This window comes from Micromonospora echinaurantiaca, assembly GCF_900090235.1.
GTDB classification, from domain to species: domain Bacteria; phylum Actinomycetota; class Actinomycetes; order Mycobacteriales; family Micromonosporaceae; genus Micromonospora; species Micromonospora echinaurantiaca.
Genome location: NZ_LT607750.1, coordinates 4,388,739 through 4,404,746, shown reverse-complemented (window position 1 = coordinate 4,404,746; position 16,008 = coordinate 4,388,739). Strand labels below are relative to the sequence as shown.

At 74.4% G+C, this 16,008-nt stretch carries 14 protein-coding genes; 8 read left to right on the top strand and 6 right to left on the bottom strand.

The window, feature by feature from the left end:
• Window positions 1-54: 54 nt before the first annotated feature.
• Window positions 55-1,269, bottom strand: coding sequence for an MFS transporter (locus GA0070609_RS19725; protein ID WP_088995149.1), 1,215 nt, complete (start codon window positions 1,267-1,269; stop codon window positions 55-57).
• A 273-nt stretch (window positions 1,270-1,542) separates the two neighbouring features.
• On the opposite strand from GA0070609_RS19725, the gene GA0070609_RS19720 reads away from it, so the two are divergent.
• The 3 genes from GA0070609_RS19720 to GA0070609_RS19710 all read left to right on the top strand — a co-directional run bounded on the left by GA0070609_RS19720 (window position 1,543) and on the right by GA0070609_RS19710 (window position 6,468).
• Window positions 1,543-4,806 carry a BTAD domain-containing putative transcriptional regulator gene (locus GA0070609_RS19720; RefSeq protein WP_231928344.1) on the top strand — a complete coding sequence of 1,088 codons (3,264 nt, stop codon included), beginning with the start codon at window positions 1,543-1,545 and terminating at the stop codon, window positions 4,804-4,806.
• 50 nt (window positions 4,807-4,856) lie between these two features.
• A complete protein-coding gene (gene wrbA, locus GA0070609_RS19715; protein WP_088995148.1) occupies window positions 4,857-5,498 on the top strand; it encodes an NAD(P)H:quinone oxidoreductase in 642 nt (213 codons plus the stop codon).
• Between the two features lie 448 nt (window positions 5,499-5,946).
• Window positions 5,947-6,468, top strand: a complete 522-nt coding sequence (locus tag GA0070609_RS19710) for a pyridoxamine 5'-phosphate oxidase family protein (protein WP_088995147.1) — start codon at window positions 5,947-5,949, stop codon at window positions 6,466-6,468.
• 560 nt (window positions 6,469-7,028) lie between these two features.
• Here the strand turns inward: GA0070609_RS19710 and GA0070609_RS19705 are convergent.
• From GA0070609_RS19705 to GA0070609_RS19695, 3 genes are read right to left on the bottom strand one after another with little or no spacing between them, the layout of a single operon-like run.
• On the bottom strand, window positions 7,029-8,768 hold the full coding sequence (locus GA0070609_RS19705; RefSeq protein ID WP_088995146.1) for a multicopper oxidase family protein: 1,740 nt from the start codon (window positions 8,766-8,768) through the stop codon (window positions 7,029-7,031).
• Window positions 8,765-9,217 carry a DUF6220 domain-containing protein gene (locus tag GA0070609_RS19700; protein ID WP_088995145.1) on the bottom strand — a complete coding sequence of 151 codons (453 nt, stop codon included), beginning with the start codon at window positions 9,215-9,217 and terminating at the stop codon, window positions 8,765-8,767. The genes GA0070609_RS19705 and GA0070609_RS19700 overlap by 4 nt, the downstream gene beginning before the upstream one ends.
• Window positions 9,218-9,226: 9 nt before the next feature.
• Window positions 9,227-10,216 carry a carboxymuconolactone decarboxylase family protein gene (locus GA0070609_RS19695; RefSeq protein WP_088995144.1) on the bottom strand — a complete coding sequence of 330 codons (990 nt, stop codon included), beginning with the start codon at window positions 10,214-10,216 and terminating at the stop codon, window positions 9,227-9,229.
• Window positions 10,217-10,359: 143 nt separating this feature from the next.
• Between GA0070609_RS19695 and GA0070609_RS19690 the strand changes: the two genes are divergently transcribed.
• Window positions 10,360-11,490, top strand: a complete 1,131-nt coding sequence (locus GA0070609_RS19690; RefSeq protein ID WP_088995143.1) for a sensor histidine kinase — start codon at window positions 10,360-10,362, stop codon at window positions 11,488-11,490.
• A 76-nt stretch (window positions 11,491-11,566) separates the two neighbouring features.
• The gene (locus GA0070609_RS19685) at window positions 11,567-12,229 is read left to right on the top strand and encodes a response regulator (RefSeq protein ID WP_088995142.1); all 663 of its coding nucleotides are present in this window, start codon (window positions 11,567-11,569) and stop codon (window positions 12,227-12,229) included.
• Here the strand turns inward: GA0070609_RS19685 and GA0070609_RS19680 are convergent.
• Window positions 12,210-12,650 (bottom strand): hypothetical protein, encoded by a 441-nt coding sequence (locus GA0070609_RS19680; protein WP_172899374.1) that lies wholly within the window; start codon window positions 12,648-12,650, stop codon window positions 12,210-12,212. The genes GA0070609_RS19685 and GA0070609_RS19680 overlap by 20 nt on opposite strands.
• 91 nt (window positions 12,651-12,741) lie before the next feature.
• Here GA0070609_RS19680 and GA0070609_RS19675 point away from each other — a divergent pair, with 91 nt between their 5' ends.
• From GA0070609_RS19675 to GA0070609_RS19665, 3 genes are all read left to right on the top strand, one after another.
• A complete protein-coding gene (locus GA0070609_RS19675; RefSeq protein ID WP_088995141.1) occupies window positions 12,742-13,107 on the top strand; it encodes a MerR family transcriptional regulator in 366 nt (121 codons plus the stop codon).
• 117 nt (window positions 13,108-13,224) lie between these two features.
• Window positions 13,225-14,082, top strand: a complete 858-nt coding sequence (locus tag GA0070609_RS19670; protein ID WP_231928343.1) for a hypothetical protein — start codon at window positions 13,225-13,227, stop codon at window positions 14,080-14,082.
• An 82-nt stretch (window positions 14,083-14,164) separates the two neighbouring features.
• Window positions 14,165-14,581 carry a hypothetical protein gene (locus GA0070609_RS19665; protein ID WP_088997845.1) on the top strand — a complete coding sequence of 139 codons (417 nt, stop codon included), beginning with the start codon at window positions 14,165-14,167 and terminating at the stop codon, window positions 14,579-14,581.
• Between the two features lie 137 nt (window positions 14,582-14,718).
• Here the strand turns inward: GA0070609_RS19665 and GA0070609_RS19660 are convergent, their stop codons facing one another.
• The gene (locus GA0070609_RS19660) at window positions 14,719-15,990 is read right to left on the bottom strand and encodes a MalY/PatB family protein (protein ID WP_088995140.1); all 1,272 of its coding nucleotides are present in this window, start codon (window positions 15,988-15,990) and stop codon (window positions 14,719-14,721) included.
• Window positions 15,991-16,008: the final 18 nt, after the last annotated feature.

Genomic DNA, 16,008 nt, shown 5'->3' with positions numbered 1-16,008 from the left:
CTGGCCGCCGCGCCGGCCGCCGCGCCGGTCGCCGCGCCGCCGGCTCTCCACCCGTCACTGGGACAGCATCACGGCGATCGCTGGTCCGAACGCGACGCTGAGCAGGTAGGCGAGGTTGAACAGACCCAGGGCCTCCGCCTCGTGCGCGGCGGGCACGACGCCGGCCGCTCGCAGGGCGAGCACGCCCTGGCCGGTCGAGGCGGCCAGGGAGCCGAGCGCCATCGCCCCGAGCAGCAGCGGTACGACGGTGGTGGCCGCCGCCAGCAGCGGCGCGGCGGCGCCGGCGGCGAGCAGCGCGGCGGCCACCGCCCGGTGCGGCACCCGCGCGGACGCCGCGACCAGGAATCCCGAGCCGAAGCCACCGAGCAGGTACGGCGCCAGCAACCAGATCCCGCTGCGGGTGCCGTCCCACCCCGCGTGCTCCCGCAGTAGCTCCGGCGCGGTGTAGAGCAGGGCGAAGTTCACCACACCCAGCGCGAAGGCCAGCGCGCACGCCCCGAGGAACCGGCCGTTGCGGGCCACCGCGGCGGCCGGGAAGCCGTCGGGACGCGCCTTCGTCCGGGCCGCGAGCACCAGCAGCAGCGCGACAGTGGCCGGGCCGGCCACCAGCGGCCGGTGCGGAGTGAGGACCGCCGCGGTGACCAGCAGGGCGAGGAGAGCCATGCCGAGCGGATCGAACGACGCCGGCGCCGCTTCCCGCGGTGACGCGCCGCGCCGCGCCGCGGGCACGGCGAGCACCGCCAGCAGCGGCAACGCCAGCACCGCCTGCCAGGAGAGAGCGTCGGCCACCAGCGCGCCGCTCAGCGGACCGGTGCTGCCGACGACCGCCAGCGACGCGGTGACCACCCCCATCCGCCGAGCCGAGTCGGCCAGTTTCATGGCCGTCACGGTGAGCCCGGCGGATCCCAGCGCCTGCACCGCCGCACCGACCACCAGCACCGGCACGTTCGGACTCAGCACGAGCAGGACGGTCCCCGCGACCATCAGCGCGGTCGCGACGCTCAGGACCGCCCGGACGCCGCGGCGGGCCAGCAGCGCCGCCAACAGGGGCGTGCCCAACGCGATCCCCCAGCCGAAGGCGGTCACGGCGGAGGCCGCTGTCTGTTCCCCGGTACCCATCGCCCGCGCCACGTCGTCGAGGACCAGCGCCGGCCCGGCGATCCCGTACGACAGCGGGCCGGCCAGCAGGGCGAGCCAGGGTGTGGCCACCCGGTCCGATGCGGGCTGGCCGCCGCGGCGAGCGGCCGCGCTGTGCTGTAGGTGATCCATCGCACTCCTCCGGTGTCAATCGGCTGGATCGAGCCTGCCCAGCGCCCTTACCGCCGACTGACGGTCGCCTGACGTACGGGTCGGGCACACCGGGAAACCGACGCTGCCCGGCTCGGCGGTCGGGGCGGCCGGGCGGACGCGTCCGCGGACAGTCGGCGCTGGTCAGGCACAGCCGGCTGCGCCGTTCCGGGCGCGACCGTGCCCGTCGGCGCGGGTCCTGCCCACGGTCGACGGAGCCGCTGGGCGGGACAACCGGCTGGCTAGGCTGAAGCCGTGCGCTTCGGGGTGCTGGGTGAGATCGCCGTATGGACGTCGGACGGCGAACCCGTCACCGTGCCCGGGCTGAAGGTTCGTGGTCTCCTGGCTGACCTGCTGGTTCACGAGGGGCGCCCGGTGTCCGCCGACCGCCTGATCGAGGATCTCTGGGGTGACGAGCCGCCGGGCAACGCGCTCGGGGCCCTGCAGACCAAGGTGTCGCAGTTGCGCCGCGCGCTGGAGGGGGCCGAGCCGGGTGGCCGTTCGCTGGTCGAGTCCGGTGATGCCGGCTACCGGCTGCGGACGTCGGCGGAATCGATCGACGCCGTACGCTTCACCGCGCTGTTGGCGCGCTCGCGCACGCAACGGGAGCCGGCGCGGCGGGCGGCGACGCTGACCGAGGCGCTGTCGCTCTGGCGCGGTTCCCCGTACGCCGACTTCGGTGACGAGCGGTTCGTCCGCCAGGCGGCCGAGCGGCTCAACGACCAGTACCTGGCCGCGCTGGAGGAACTGGCCGAGGCGCGACTCGAGCTTGGTGAGCACCACCTGCTCGCCGGTGAACTGGCCGACCTGGTCGCCCGCCACCCGTGGCGCGAGCGGCTACGGGCCGCGCACCTGCGCGCCCTGTACGGCTCGGGACGCCAGCGTGACGCCCTGGCCGCCTACGAGCGGTTCCGTCGGCAACTGCGCGACGAACTGGGCATCGACCCCGGGCAGGAACTGGCCGATCTGCACCGGGCGATCCTGCGCCAGGACCCGGCGCTCCAACCGCCGGCGCCACCGCCGAATCCGGCCCGGACCAACCTGCCGGCGCCCCTGTCGCCCGGTCCGTACGGCGGGTTGATCGGCCGCGACGAGGCCGTCGAAGCGGTTCGGGAGCGCCTGACGAACGGGCGGCTGGTCACCCTGACCGGTCTGGGCGGGGTGGGGAAGACCAGACTGGCGCTCGAGGTCGCGCGGATGCTGGCCGACACCTTTCCCGCCGGCGTGTGGCTCGTCGAACTGGCCGGCCAGCCGCGCTGCGGCGACGCGGCGACCTGCACCGAGATCGTCGACCTGGTGGCGGCGACGCTGGAGATCCGGGACGACAGCCCGCCCGGCGATTCACCGCGCGAGCCGATGGACCGGCTGGTCGCCGCGCTGCGGGATCGGAAGATGCTGTTGCTGCTCGACAACTGCGAGCACGTGGTGGAGCCGATCGCCCAGCTGACCGAGATGCTGCTCGGCGCCGCGGCCGACCTGCGCATCCTGGCGACGAGCCGCGAACCGCTCGGGATCGCCGGCGAGGTGGTCTTCCCGGTGCCGCCGCTGGCGCTGCCGGAGCCCGGCGCCACGGCGGAGCAGATTGTCGAGGCCCCGGCGGTCCGGCTCTTCGTGGCCCGCGCCCGCGCCATCGAGCCCGGGTTCGCCGTCGACCAGGAAGACAGCGACGTCATCGCCACCATCTGCCGGCGTCTCGACGGCGTGCCGCTGGCGCTGGAACTGGCCGCGTCCCGGTTGCCGGTGGTCGACCCGAAGGAGCTGGCCGCGCGGCTGGACGACCGCTTCCGACTGCTCTCCTCCGGCCGGCGCACCGCGCCCCCGCGTCAGCAGGGGCTCCGCGCCATGATCGACTGGAGTTGGGAGCTGCTGTCGCCTCCCGAACGCGCGGTGCTGCGCCGGCTGGCGGTCTTCGCCGACGGCGCCACCCTGGCGACGGCCGAGCAGGTCTGCTCGGGCGGGCAGGTGGCCCCGGACGACCTGCTCGACGTGCTGGCCCGCCTGATCGACCGGTCACTGGTCATGGTGCGGCACGGGGAGAGTCCGCGACGCTACCGGCTGCCGGAGACGGTGGCCGCCTACGGTCTCGAACAGCTCGACAGCGCCGGTGAACTCTCCACCACCCGTCGCCGTTACGCCGCCTGCTTCGCCCGGCTCGCCGAGCGCGCCGCCGGACGGCTTCGGGGCCACGACCAGAGTCGCGTGCTGGGCGAGCTCGACGTCGAGAACGGCAACCTTCGGGCGGCGCTCGACGTCGCCGCCACCGACGGTCATGCCCGCGCCGGATTGACGCTCGCCACCTCGTTGACCTGGTACCGGTTGCTCCGAGGCCGTTTCGGCGAGCTGGGCCGGTCCCTGCGGACGGCGTTGGACATCGTCGCGACGAGCGAGGAGGAGGTCGCGCCGGACGCCCTTCGCCGCCGTGCGGACATGTGGCTGGTCGCCCTCGCCACCCGCGACGGTGACCCGACCGCTCCCCGCCAGCGGGTCCTGGAAAGCTACCCGGATGCCGACGGGCCGGACCGGGCGTTCGCGCAGTGGTTGTTCGCCTCGATGATGCTGGGCTCCGGGGATCCGGGCGAGGCCGCCGTACTGGTCAACGCGGCGTTGGCGGCGTTCCGCGCGCACGGCGACCGGTGGGGCATCGCCGCCGCCTGCGCCACCCGGGCCGACCTCGCGCTCGTCCTCCGCAGCGACCTGTCCGCCGCCGAGCGGGACTGCGAGGTCAGCCGGTCGTTGTTCGGGCAACTGGGCGACCGCTGGGGTCAGGTGCATCCGACGAGCCTGTTGGGGAGTCTGGCGGAGATCCGCGGCGACTACGACCGCGCCGAGGCGTGGCACCGCGAGGCGCTGCGCATCGCCGAACACCTGCGGCTGTGGACGTTGGTGTCCCGGCAGTTGGCGCACCTCGGCCGGCTCGCCCTGCTGCGGGGCGACCACGACGAAGCCGTCGCCTGGCATGAGCGCGCGCTACAGGTGGCGCAGGAGCAGTCGAGCCGGTCCGCCGGCGCGTTCGCCGGCACCGGGCTGGCGTTGGCGGCGCGCCGGCGCGGCGACCTGGACGCCGCCGAGACCCGGCAGCGGGACCTGCTCCAGTGGAACCGCCACGCCGGCTACCTGCCGGGCTGTGCGCTCGCGCTGGCCGAGTTGGGGTTCATCGCCGAACACCGCGGTGATGCCGCCCTCGCTGAGCGCCGGCACCGTGAGTCGCTCGACGCGGCGCGCGCCACCGGAGACCAGCGGGCCGTGGCCCTGGCCCTCGAGGGCCTGGCCGGCGCCGCCAGCCTCGGCGGTGACCACCGCCGGGCCGCCCGGCTGCTGGGCGCGGCCGGGGCGCTGCGCGAGGCGGCCGGAGCGCCGCTGCCCGCCGGCGAGCAGCATGACGTACGGCGGATCACCGCCCGCCTCCGCGAGGCGCTCGGCAGCGCGGAACTCGCTGCCGAGATGAGCCGCGGCGCGCGGCTCGACCTCGACGAAGCCGCGCTCGACGTCGTCGGTAAGCGGACGGTCAGCAGCCGGTAAGCCGCCTCGGCACGGTTGATCGGGAACCGAGCCGACCCAAGGAGGCAACCATGCAGGCGGACGCCAGGATCGCCGTCATCTACTACTCCGCCACCGGCACCGTGCACCGACTCGCGCAGGCATTTGTCGACGGCGCCGCCGACGCCGGCGCGGAGGTCCGCCTGCGCCGGGTGGCAGAGCTGGCGCCGGAACAGGTCGTCGATGCCAAGCCGGAGTGGCGGGCCCACCTCGACGCCACCGCCGACATCCCGCTCGCCAGCCTGGACGACCTCCGGTGGGCCAACGGGTACGCCTTCGGCACGCCGACCCGTTTCGGCAACATCTGCTCCCAGCTGCGCCAGTTCCTCGACACCACCACCGCCCCGTGGCAGGCGGAGGAGCTGGCCGACAAGCCGGCGACCGGCTTCACGGCCAGCTACGAGGAACACGGTGGCCAGGAGGCGACCCTGCTCAGCCTCTACCAGACCTTCCACCACTGGGGGTCGACCATCCTGCCCACCGGCTACCTGAACTACGACATCGCGCACGCCGCCGGCGGGAACCCGTACGGCGTCAGCCAGGTGGAGAGCCGCGCCAGCCGGGATCCCGAGTACGCCAAGGCGGTCCTGGAAGCGGCCCGCTTCCAGGGCGCACGCCTCGCCCGCATGGCGGCCGCCGTCGCCGCCGTCCGCGCGGACCGCCGGCTCGGTTGACCCCGGCGGCTCGGCGCCCCGCCCCACGGGTGCGCCGCGCCGGCAGTGCCGAGGCCCAGCGGTGCCCCGCCCGGTGGCGCGACTGCCGTCGAGCGCCGGTCGCGCTACCGGGCCGCGCCGGGGACCGGTCGCCGCTGGCACGTCCTCGGGACCGGGTCTGGCGGGTGAGCGGCTGGCCGACACGCCCAGCTCCGCGACCGTCGGGCTGCGGCAGCCCTCGATCTGCTCCGGCGGGCGACCGGGCCCGCCGGGGCGTGCCCGCTGGGCGGCCTCGACTAACGCCCACCACCGGCCCGGCGGCACGACCTGCGAGACTCGCTGCACACCGTCTGAGCGGAATGGCCGTCCCGCAGATGCGACACAGGGTGTCAGGTTTTCGGCGGAGAATGCCCTCACCGGCCGGCGTCGACGACGAACGTGACGCGGCCCCGGATGGATGAGGACCTCAATGCGCGAAACCCCCGAAGAGCTCACCACGCTTCAGGCGCTGCTCGACGCGTCCCTGTCGCGTTCCACCGCTCACCTTCGCTCCATCGTCGTCGAGCGCACCATGACCGCGGAGCAGCTCACGCAGGTCCTGACCGGAATGTGCACGCTCGCCCTGTCGACCGTGACAGCGAAGAGCGAGCCACGGATCAGCGGCGCGGACGGGCATTTCCTGCACGGCAGGTGGCACTTCGGTACGGCGCGTAACGCCGCCAAGGCCCGGCACCTCGCCGCCCGGCCCGCCGCCAGCGTCGCCCACCTGCGCGGCGAGGACCTGGGCGTGTTCACGCACGGGACGGTGGAGATCCTCAACCCCCGGGACGGCGAGCCGGCCGCGGACTGGCCGTATCTGCTCGGGTACTTCAAGGACTTCTACGGCGCCGACGCCTTCGACTGGGACAACGACGTGGTCTACTACCGGCTGCACCCGCACTGGATGACCGTCTACGCCCCCGACGTCGACAAGCTCATCGCCACCTCGTGAACGGTCCAGCGGCTGCCCGCCCAGTGGTGGCCGCGCAGGACGTGGACCGATAACCGGTGGCTTATCCGGCGGTTCGATTTTTGGCGTTGTTCCCACCGGCGGTCGGAGCGATCGTTGGTCCCATGCCCGAAGCCTTGATCGACGTCGTCGCGCTGCCGGTCCACGCCCGGCGTCGCGGTGGCAGGCCTTGCTTGTCTCGGCGGTGGTCCAGGACGTCGGACCCGCCCGTTCGACCCGGACCGATCCCGGCCATCCCTTCCACAAAGGAGCCCGCCGTTTCCCCACCGACCCCGAACCGCTCGGCGAACCTTCCTTCGTCGGCGCGACACCAGGGATACCGAACGATGAAGAACCGACCTCCCACCAGCGACCACCGCGGGAAAGCAGCACCCCTGCAACGGGCGCCACCGCTCGGCGACACCCGGCGATGCCGGGGCATGCGGCTCCGGGAGCATCCGGCGCCTGGGCGACCCGCAATCGTGCCTCAGGAGGACAGGTCCCGCCGTGCGGATCGTCAAGAGATCGACGAACGCCCACCCGCCGGGGCGCTGCCCCGCGGACTACGCGTACATCAGGTGCAGCGTCATCCCGGCGTCGGCGTGCGCCAGGTTGTGGCAGTGGTTGGCCCACATCCCGGGGTTGTCGGCCCGGAACGCCACCTGCCACACCTCGCCCGGGCGCACGTCGAAGGAGTCCAGCCACAACGGACTGCCGGCCGCCGGTCTCCCGTCGCGGGTCAACACCAGGACGTGATGCCCGTGCAGGTGCCAGGGGTGCACCACCTGGGACCGGTTCACGATGGTGAACCGGACGACGTCGCCGAGCCGGACGACCTGCGGCGGGATGTCCGGATCCGCCGCACCGTTGACGGTGTGCGCGTACCGGGGGAGCAGTCCGCGCAGGTCGAGGCCGCGGTCGAGGACGAGGGTGAACGTCTTGTCGAACCGGGACCACGGCGCCGGGGCGGCGACGCCGTAGCCGAGCGGGTCCAGCACCGGCCACCCGTCGGTCGCCACCGACACCGGCCCGGTCGCGTAGACCTGGCGACCGTCCACGAACAGCGCCACCGGCGTGGCGGGTGCGGTGAACACCAGGTCGTAGCGGCCTCCGGCCGGGATCAGCACGGCGGTGTCCACCAGCGGCGTGGGGCCCCGCAGGTCGTAACCGTCGATCGCGGCGACCCGGAACGGCGTGCCGGCCAGGGCGTACCGATGGGTGGTGCTGTCGGTGTTGATCAGCCGCAGCCGCACCGGCGTCCCCGCCTGGACCGGCTCCGTCCTCGCCGCGGGCAGCGAAACGCCGGACAGGGTGTGCACCGGCACGGTGACGTCGACGCCGGTCACCGGCGCCGGGCGCACCACCAGGACGCCGTAGAGCCCCTTGCGTACGCCGACGTCGGACGCCGAGTGGGTGTGGTACCAGTACGTCCCGACCTGGTCGGCCCGGAACCGGTAGACGAACTCCTGCCCGGGCAGCACCGCCGCCTGCGTCACGCCGGGCACCCCGTCCTGACTGTTCGGCACGTCGTACCCGTGCCAGTGCAGGGTGACCCCGCGCCCGATGTCCCGGTTGCGCAGCGTCACCTCCAGCACGTCGCCGACGGTGGCGGTCAGTTCCGGCCCGGGTACCTGCCCGTTGAACGCCCACGCCGCGACGTCCCGGCCGGCCACGGTCACCGTGGCGGTCCCGGCCGTCAGGGTGAACCGCCGGGTCGGCTCGCCCGCGGTCCCCGCCTCCCGGTACTGGTGATCGTGCGGTACGGCGGGAGCGGGCTCCGGGGTGACGGTCAGCCCGGTGCCGGTCACCAGCGCCGCGACCGCCACCGCGACGGCCGCCCGGGACACCGTCGGGGACGGGCGTGTGCCGAGGACCCGCCAGCTGACCGCGGTCGCCGCGACGACGCCGGCGAGCGCCAGCAGCCCGACACCCGCCGACGCCGGGTAGCCGTGCAGGACCGTGACGAGCAGGCCGGCGCCGGCGGCGTACCCGGCGAAGAGCAGCGGGACCGCGACGGCGCGGACGTCGCCCGCGGCCCGCAGCAGCCGCGGCCCGGCGACGACCACGCCCGCGACCGACAGGGGCGCGGCGATCAGCACCTTCTCCGCCGCGAACCACCAGCCGGCGCGGGCGAGCGCGGTGACCGTGACGGCCCGGGCGAGCATGGCGAGCAGCGCCAGGGCGGCCAGCCCCAGGGCGAGCGGCCGGCGCCGGGCGGCCGACGCGCCGCCGGCGCCCAGCCACCCGGCGGCCGCGAGGACCGCGATCACCAGGTCGACCGCGAGCAGCGAGCCGGTGGTCATGCCGGCTCGCCTTCCGGTACGACCACCGGGGCGGCACCGGCCGGCGTCGGGTTGGCCAGTTGCCGAGCCGCCTGGAGGACGCCGACCACGACGTGCACCGCGATGATGCCGTTGAGCGCGTGCAACCCGGCGATGGTCAGGCCGAACGGCGTGCTGGCGCCGGCGGCGTCGGTCAAGCCGCTCGCGAGCCCGGCGAGGAGCACCTGCAGGACGACGAGGCCGAGCGGCAGCACCGCCAGCCCGACGACCCGGCCCGGTGCCTTCGCCAGCACGGCGAACAGGATGGTGAGCAGGGTGAGAACGGGGATGACCGCCATCCCGGTGACGCTGTGCAACAGGTACGCGCCGTCGCCCGCGGGCTTCGTGAAGGCGCCCACGGCGGCGAAGATGAACTGCAGGGCGAACGCGACGAGCGACAACGTGCTGACGATGACGAAGGCCTTGCGCATGGTGAACTCCTAGTGGTGAGCCGGGGACAGGGCCTGGGCGACGTGCGCGGTGGCGGTGATCGCGCCGTACGCGACCAGCCGCACCAGGTCGGCGTCGTCCGGATGGGTGAACCGCCACAGGGCGACGTCGCCCGGGCTGATCGCGCTGGGCGCGAACGCCGCCAGCAACGCGATCCGGGTGCCGACGCGGTCCGCGCCCGGCACGTCCCGGACCAGATCCACGGCCCAGTCCGCGGGCCGGACCGGGTACCGCCCGTCCTCCCACCGCACGGTCGCCGTGACGGTCTGGCGGGCCACATCGCCCAGCAGCTCGCCGCCCCGGGTGGCGGCGTCCCGCAGCGCCGCGTACGCGACGCCGACCGGGCTGTCCCCGGCCCAGGCCGGTGCCGCCGTCGTGCCGGCGGCGAGCAGTGACAGGCTTCCGCCGGGCTCCTTCGGCTCCCGGGCCGCCCTGGCGTAGAGCCGGCCGCCCACCGACCGCACCAGCGGGGAGCGCTGCAGACCGCCGGGCAGCAGGTCCGGGTCGAGCAGCGCCGAGACGACCCGGTTGATGAAGTGGAAGGCGAGCAGGGTGCCGGTGACCTCCGGGCGGTACGGGCTGGTCCAGTCGGCGGCCCGGGGGTTCCGGCTGGCCTCGGCCCAGCCGACGAGCTCGACCTGCCTCGGCTCCGTTGGCATCCCGCCCCGGGCGATGACCTCGGCCAGTTCGTGCTCGCCCAGGGCGTGCAGCAGCAAGACGTGCGCGTCGACGCAGAACCGGCACCGGTTGGCCCGGGACACCGCCGCCGCGACGAGCTCGCGGTCGACCCGGGACGCGTCCCCGGCGAGCAGCGCCTCGCGCATCAGCGCCCAGGTCGCGGCCTGCACCTCCGGCACCGGCGAGAGCGCCTGGAAGGTGGGCACCGGCCCGAGGAACTCGTCCCGCAGCTGCCGGTAGACCGCCGCGGTGAGACCGGTCGCGGTCGACGCCTTCGCTGGGGTGAAGAAGCGGTATGTCATGGGTTCGATGCTCGCCGCGGCGGGCCGGTAAGGCGTCGTGCCGCCGCAGGCACTTGCCCGGCCGCCGATACCACGTCCGCGGTACGCCCCAGCTACCGCGCCAGGAGGATGCCCCCCGCCGACGGCCGCTCTACAGTTCGATCATGCGCCGCGATCTGCCGTACGCCCTCGGCGGCCTCGCCCTCGGCGGCCTGCTGCTCGGCAACGCCACGCTCGCCCCGGACGCCGCACCGGTGCGGGCGGTCGACGTCGCCCTGGTCCTGCTCATGGCGGCCGCGCTGGCGGTGTGCCGGCGCTTCCCGGTGGTGGCGTTGGCCGTGGTGACCGCCGCCATGCTGGCCCTCCACGTCCGGGTGCACCCCGGGGCGGCCGCCTCGTTCCCCGTCCTCGGCGCCGTCTACGTCGCCGCCTGGCGCGGACACCGGGCGCCCGCCGTCCTGGCCAGCCTGGTCTTCCTCGGCGTCTTCCTGGCCCGCGACGTCTCGGTCGCGCCCACCGACCGCCCCGGGCAGCTGATCGTCGAGCGGACCTCGCTGCTGCTGGGCTGGTTCGTGGCGGCCAACGTCGCCGGGCTCGTCGCGGGGCAGCGCCGGGCGTACCTGGAACAGGTCGAGCAGCGGGCGATCGAGGCCGAACGCACCCGCGAGGAGATGGCGTTGCGCCGCGCCGGCGAGGAGCGGCTGCGCATCGCCCGCGACCTGCACGACTCGCTGACCCACAACATCTCCGTGATCAAGGTGCAGGCCGGGATCGCCGTGCACCTGGCCCGCAAGCACCACGAGGAACCGTCGGCCGCGCTGCTGGCGATCCAGGAGGCCAGCGGCGCCGCGATGCGGGAGCTGCGGGCGACGCTGGACGTCCTGCGCTCGCCCGCCGACGGGGACCGGGTCGGGCTGGCCCGGGTGGACGAGCTGGCGGAGCGGACCCGGGCGGCCGGCGTACCGGTGCGGGTGACCGTCACCGGCCCGCCGCGGGAGCTGCCCGCCGAGGTGGACCAGGCCGGGTACCGCGTGGTCCAGGAGGCGCTGACCAATGTGGCCCGCCATGCCGGCCCCGCCACCGCCCAGGTCCACATCGACTACGCCCCGGCCCAGCTCACCGTCGCGGTGGACGACGATGGCCAGGCGTCGCCGGACCGCCCGGTGACGCCGGGGGTGGGCCTGCGCGGCATGACGGAACGGGTCACCGGGCTGGGCGGCACGCTACGGGCCGCCGCCCGCGACGGCGGTGGGTTCGCGGTACGCGCCACCTTCCCGCTGGATGGGCCGGCATGACCGAGCGCTTGCGTGAGGTCCAGCCAGCTCAGTTCGTCACGGATCGTGGCGGCTCCGACCGGAGGGAGGAGCCGGCATGATCCGGGTGCTGCTCGTCGACGACCAGGCGCTGATGCGGGCCGGGTTCCGGGCGCTGCTCGACGCCGACGACGACCTGGAGGTCGTCGGCGAGGCCGCCGACGGCGCCGCGGCGGTCGAGTTGTCCCGACGCCTGCGGCCGGACGTGGTGCTGATGGACGTGCAGATGCCGGGACTCGACGGCATCGAGGCCACCCGGCGGATCGCCGCCGCTCCCGACCTCGCCGCGGTCCGCGTCCTCATCCTCACCAACTACGGGCTCGACTCGTACGTCTTCGCCGCGCTCCGCGCGGGCGCCAGCGGGTTCCTCCTGAAGGACGCCGACCCCGCCGACCTGTTGCAGGCCGTCGACGTCGTGGCGCGCGGCGACGCGCTGCTCGCCCCGGCGGTCACGCGTACGTTGATCAGCGAGTTCGTCGCCGGCCCGCCGCCGGCCGACCCGGCGGCCGGACGCGACGTGCTGACCGCCCGGGAGCAGGAGATCGTCGAGCTGGTCGCCTGGGGGCTGAGCAACGACGAGATCGCCGAACGCATGGTGATCAGTCCGTTGACCGCCAAGACCCACGTCAACCGGGCGATGACCAAGCTGCACTGCCGCGACCGTGCCCAGCTGGTCGTCTGGGCGTACGAGTCGGGGCTGATCACGCCACGCCGCCGGTGAGCCCGGTGCGCCGAACTCGCGACCAGGGCACCAGCTGGACGACCCCGAGCGCCACCTCGACGACGAGGAACAGCCACAGCAGCCGGAAGGCGCCGTGGCCCAGCGCGTACGCCTGCCACGCCGCGAACAGCGTGCGCGCGACGCCGTCGGCCAGGCCGTGCACCGGCAGCGGCCGGACGATGCGCAGCAGCGCCCAGACGACCACGACCGAGCCCATGAGGTTGGCGTACAGCGTCTGCATTGGGTCGAGGGCGGGCAGGGTGCCGAGCCCGAGCGTGCCGCTGAGCGCCGACAGCGCGCGGTGCACCAGCGCGTACGTCCACGGGGTCGTGAAGCCCGCGGTGACGACGAGGTCGTACCAGGCGCTCGCCCGTACGACGCGCAGGTAGCCGGGGTGGTAAGGGGTGAAGGAACGGATCACGACGAGACTCCTGCTGATCACACGGCAGCGACGCCTCACGGTAGACAGTGGAGTACGCTCCAAGGTCAAGACCGCGATCCGGCGGAGGGTCATGCGCATCGGGGAGCTGGCCGCGCAAGCGGGGATGACCAGGGACACCATCCGGTTCTACGAGAAGGTCGGCCTTGTCTCGGGTCGACGGTTGCCCAACGGCTACCGCGACTTCCCAGCCGAGACGGTGCCCTGGCTGGCGTACGTCCGCACGGCACAGGCCCTCGGGTTCACGCTCGCGGAGATCGCCCGGCACGGCGCGGAACTGCGCGACGCCCCGGACGCCGCCGAGGCGTTGTCCGCGCTGTTCGCAGACAAGATCCAGGTCATCGACGCGCGGATGGCCGAGCTGGCCGCGCTACGGGCCGACCTCCAGGCGCGGGTCGGCACCGGATGCCCGATGCGGGCGACCGGCCAGGCCGGCTGAGCGTGGCCCTGCCGGTGTCGGTGGCGTCCGAGGCCCCTCGCCGCGGCCCGGCTCGGCAGGCATCATCGATGGTCGTTCCTGCTGTCCCTGTCCTGGGAGCCCGCATTGCGCGTCGGCATGACAACCAGCGCCGGTAGGGCCGGCCGACCGAACGAGGACTTCGTCGGCGCCGTTCCCGGGGCTGTCGTGCTGCTGGACGGTGCCGGCATCCCGGGCACCGAGTCGATCTGCCGCCACGGGGTCGCCTGGTACACCCACCGCCTCGGCGGCGTGCTGCTCGGCCGGCTGTCGCGGGACGACGGGCGGACTCTCACGACCATCCTCGCCGAGGCCATCGCCGAGACGGCCGAGGATCACCGGCACACCTGCGACCTCACCGACCCGAGCAGCCCGCAGGCGACCGTGGCGATCGTCCGCGTCGATCGGGGCCGGCTGGACCATCTGCTGCTCGCGGACTCCTTCCTCGTCCTCGACCCGGTCCGCGGGGGCCCGCAGGTCCTCACCGACGAGCGGGAGGTCGCCGCCCGGCGGGTCTGCGCGGCGCCGTTGGACGGTGTGCCCGGCGGAACCCCAGAGTACGACCGCGTCCTCGACTCGTGCCGCCAGGCGCTGCGGGCCCGCCGGAACCAGCCGGGCGGCTACTGGATCGCCAAGGAGGATCCGCGTGCGGCCGAGGAAGCGGTGACCGGCAGCCGGCCCCTCGCCGAACTGGCCGGCGTGGCGCTGCTCAGCAACGGCGCCAGCCGCATCGTCAGCCCGTACCGCCTGACCGACTGGCCGGGCGTCCTGGAACTGCTGCGCGGTTACGGGCCGGCCGAGGTCATCCGGCGGGTCCGGCAGGCCGAGGCCCGCGCCGTCGCCGGCCCCGATGCGCCGGACGACGCCACGGTCGCGCACTGCACCCACCTGCCAGACTCCCGGGCCGGCGAACCTCGGCCGGCAGCAACCAGCAGCCAGGGCCGTCGCGGCACCTGATGCGCCTCGCCTGTTTGCCCCTCAACCTGGTCGAGCCCCCAGGATCGTCGCGTCAGCCGGTCGGCGATCAGTGGGAGTGACGATGGATCTCGGTAATCCGGTGCTGCGGCTGTGCCAGGACGGGATGCGGGCGGAGGCGGAGGAGCGGCCGGCCGACGCGCGGGCGTTGTTCGAACAGGCCTGGGCGAGGCGTACCGACGACTACGACGCTTGCGTCGCTGCGCACTATCTGGCCCGGCAGCAGGACGACCCCGAGGAGATGCTGCGGTGGAACCAGGCGGCGCTGCGGCACGCCGACGCCGTCGGCGATGACCGGGTCGCCGCGTTCCACCCCTCGCTGCACGTCGGTGTGGCGATGGCCAACGAGCGGCTGGGCAACATGGCCGCCGCGCGCGCCGCCTTCGAGCGGGCGGCGGAGCATGTCGACGCGGTGCCGGCCGGCGAATACGGTGAGCTGCTCCGCGCCGCCGTCGTCGAGGGTCTCCGCAGGCTGAGCTGACTTCTGGTCGACCGTGTCGGGCACCACGCCGGTCACCGCGCGCCCGACCTGCTCGTCCATGGCATCCGCCGGCTCTCCGCGAGCCTCGGTCGCTGACCGCGCCCGCTGCCGCAGGCCAGTAGTAACGACCGGTTCGACTACGCGCGTACCGCGTTGTCGGCGCCGGTGCGCGCGGACGCCTGCCGCGCGCCGACGGCGCGGCCCATGCGGGCGACGGCCTCGGTGAGCACCGCGGGTGAGGTGGCGAAGTTGAGCCGGACGAAGCCGGTGCCGCCGGTGCCGAAGACGTGCCCGGAGCTGAGCGCGACCCGGGCCCGGTCGAGGAACATCTGCGCCGGCCCGGCGAGGTCGCTGGCCACCCCCGGCTCGCCGGCAGCCGGCCGCTCGGTGTCGACGCCCAGCCCGGTGCAGTCGAGCCAGGCGAGGTAGGTGCCCTCGGGGCGGCGGTAGCCGACGGACGGCAGGTGCTTCGCCAGCAGCGTCTCCAGCAGCGTGCGGTTGGCGTCGAGGCCGTCCAGCAGCAGGTCGAGCCACTGGCCGCCGGCGCGGAACGCGGCGGTGTGCGCGAGGATGCCGAGGTGGCTGGGGCCGTGGCTGACCTCCTCCGGCATCCGGTCGAGGTCGGCGGCGGCCCGTGGCCCGGCGACCGCGAGCGCTGCCTTGAGACCGGCGAGGTTCCACGCCTTCGACGCGGAGGTCAGGGCGAACGCGTTCTCGGCGCCGGCCACCGTGAGGTACGGGGTGAACCGCGCCCCGGACAGCACCAGGGGAGCGTGGATCTCGTCGGAGACCACCCGTACGCCGTGCCGGTCGGCCAGGTCGGCGACGGCCTCGAGTTCGTCCCGGCGGTGCACCACGCCCGTCGGGTTGTGCGGGTTGCACAGCAGGAACGCCGGCCGGCGGCCGTACTTCCGCGCGCGGCGGAACGCCTCGTCGAGGGCGGCGAGGTCCAGCCGCAGGTCCGGTCCGAGCGGAGCCTCGATCACCCGGCGGTCGGCGTGGCCGACGAACGCGTAGAAGGGCGGGTAGACGGGGGAGCAGACCACCACCGCGTCGCCCGGGTCGGTCACCAGCCGGAGCACCTCGACGACGCCCATCATCACGTCCGGGACGACAGCGGTGCGGTCGACCCGGAAGTCGTGCCAGCCCCAGCGCCCGGCGGCGAACTCGCCGAGCGCCTCGGCGTACCCGGTGCCGTGCGGGTAGCCGGTGTCGCCGAGGTCGACCGCCCGGCGCAGCGTGTCCGCCACCACGGGAGCGAGCGGCACGTCCATCTCGGCCACCCAGAGCGGAAGGACGTCCGGCGGGTGCAGGCGCCACTTCACGCTGGTGCGCCGCCGGAGTTCCGCCAGCGTCAGCACGGTGAGCGGATTGTGCGCCGGGGAGCCGTCGGCGGCGAGGCTTGCCATGCCGCCCACCCTAGGCCC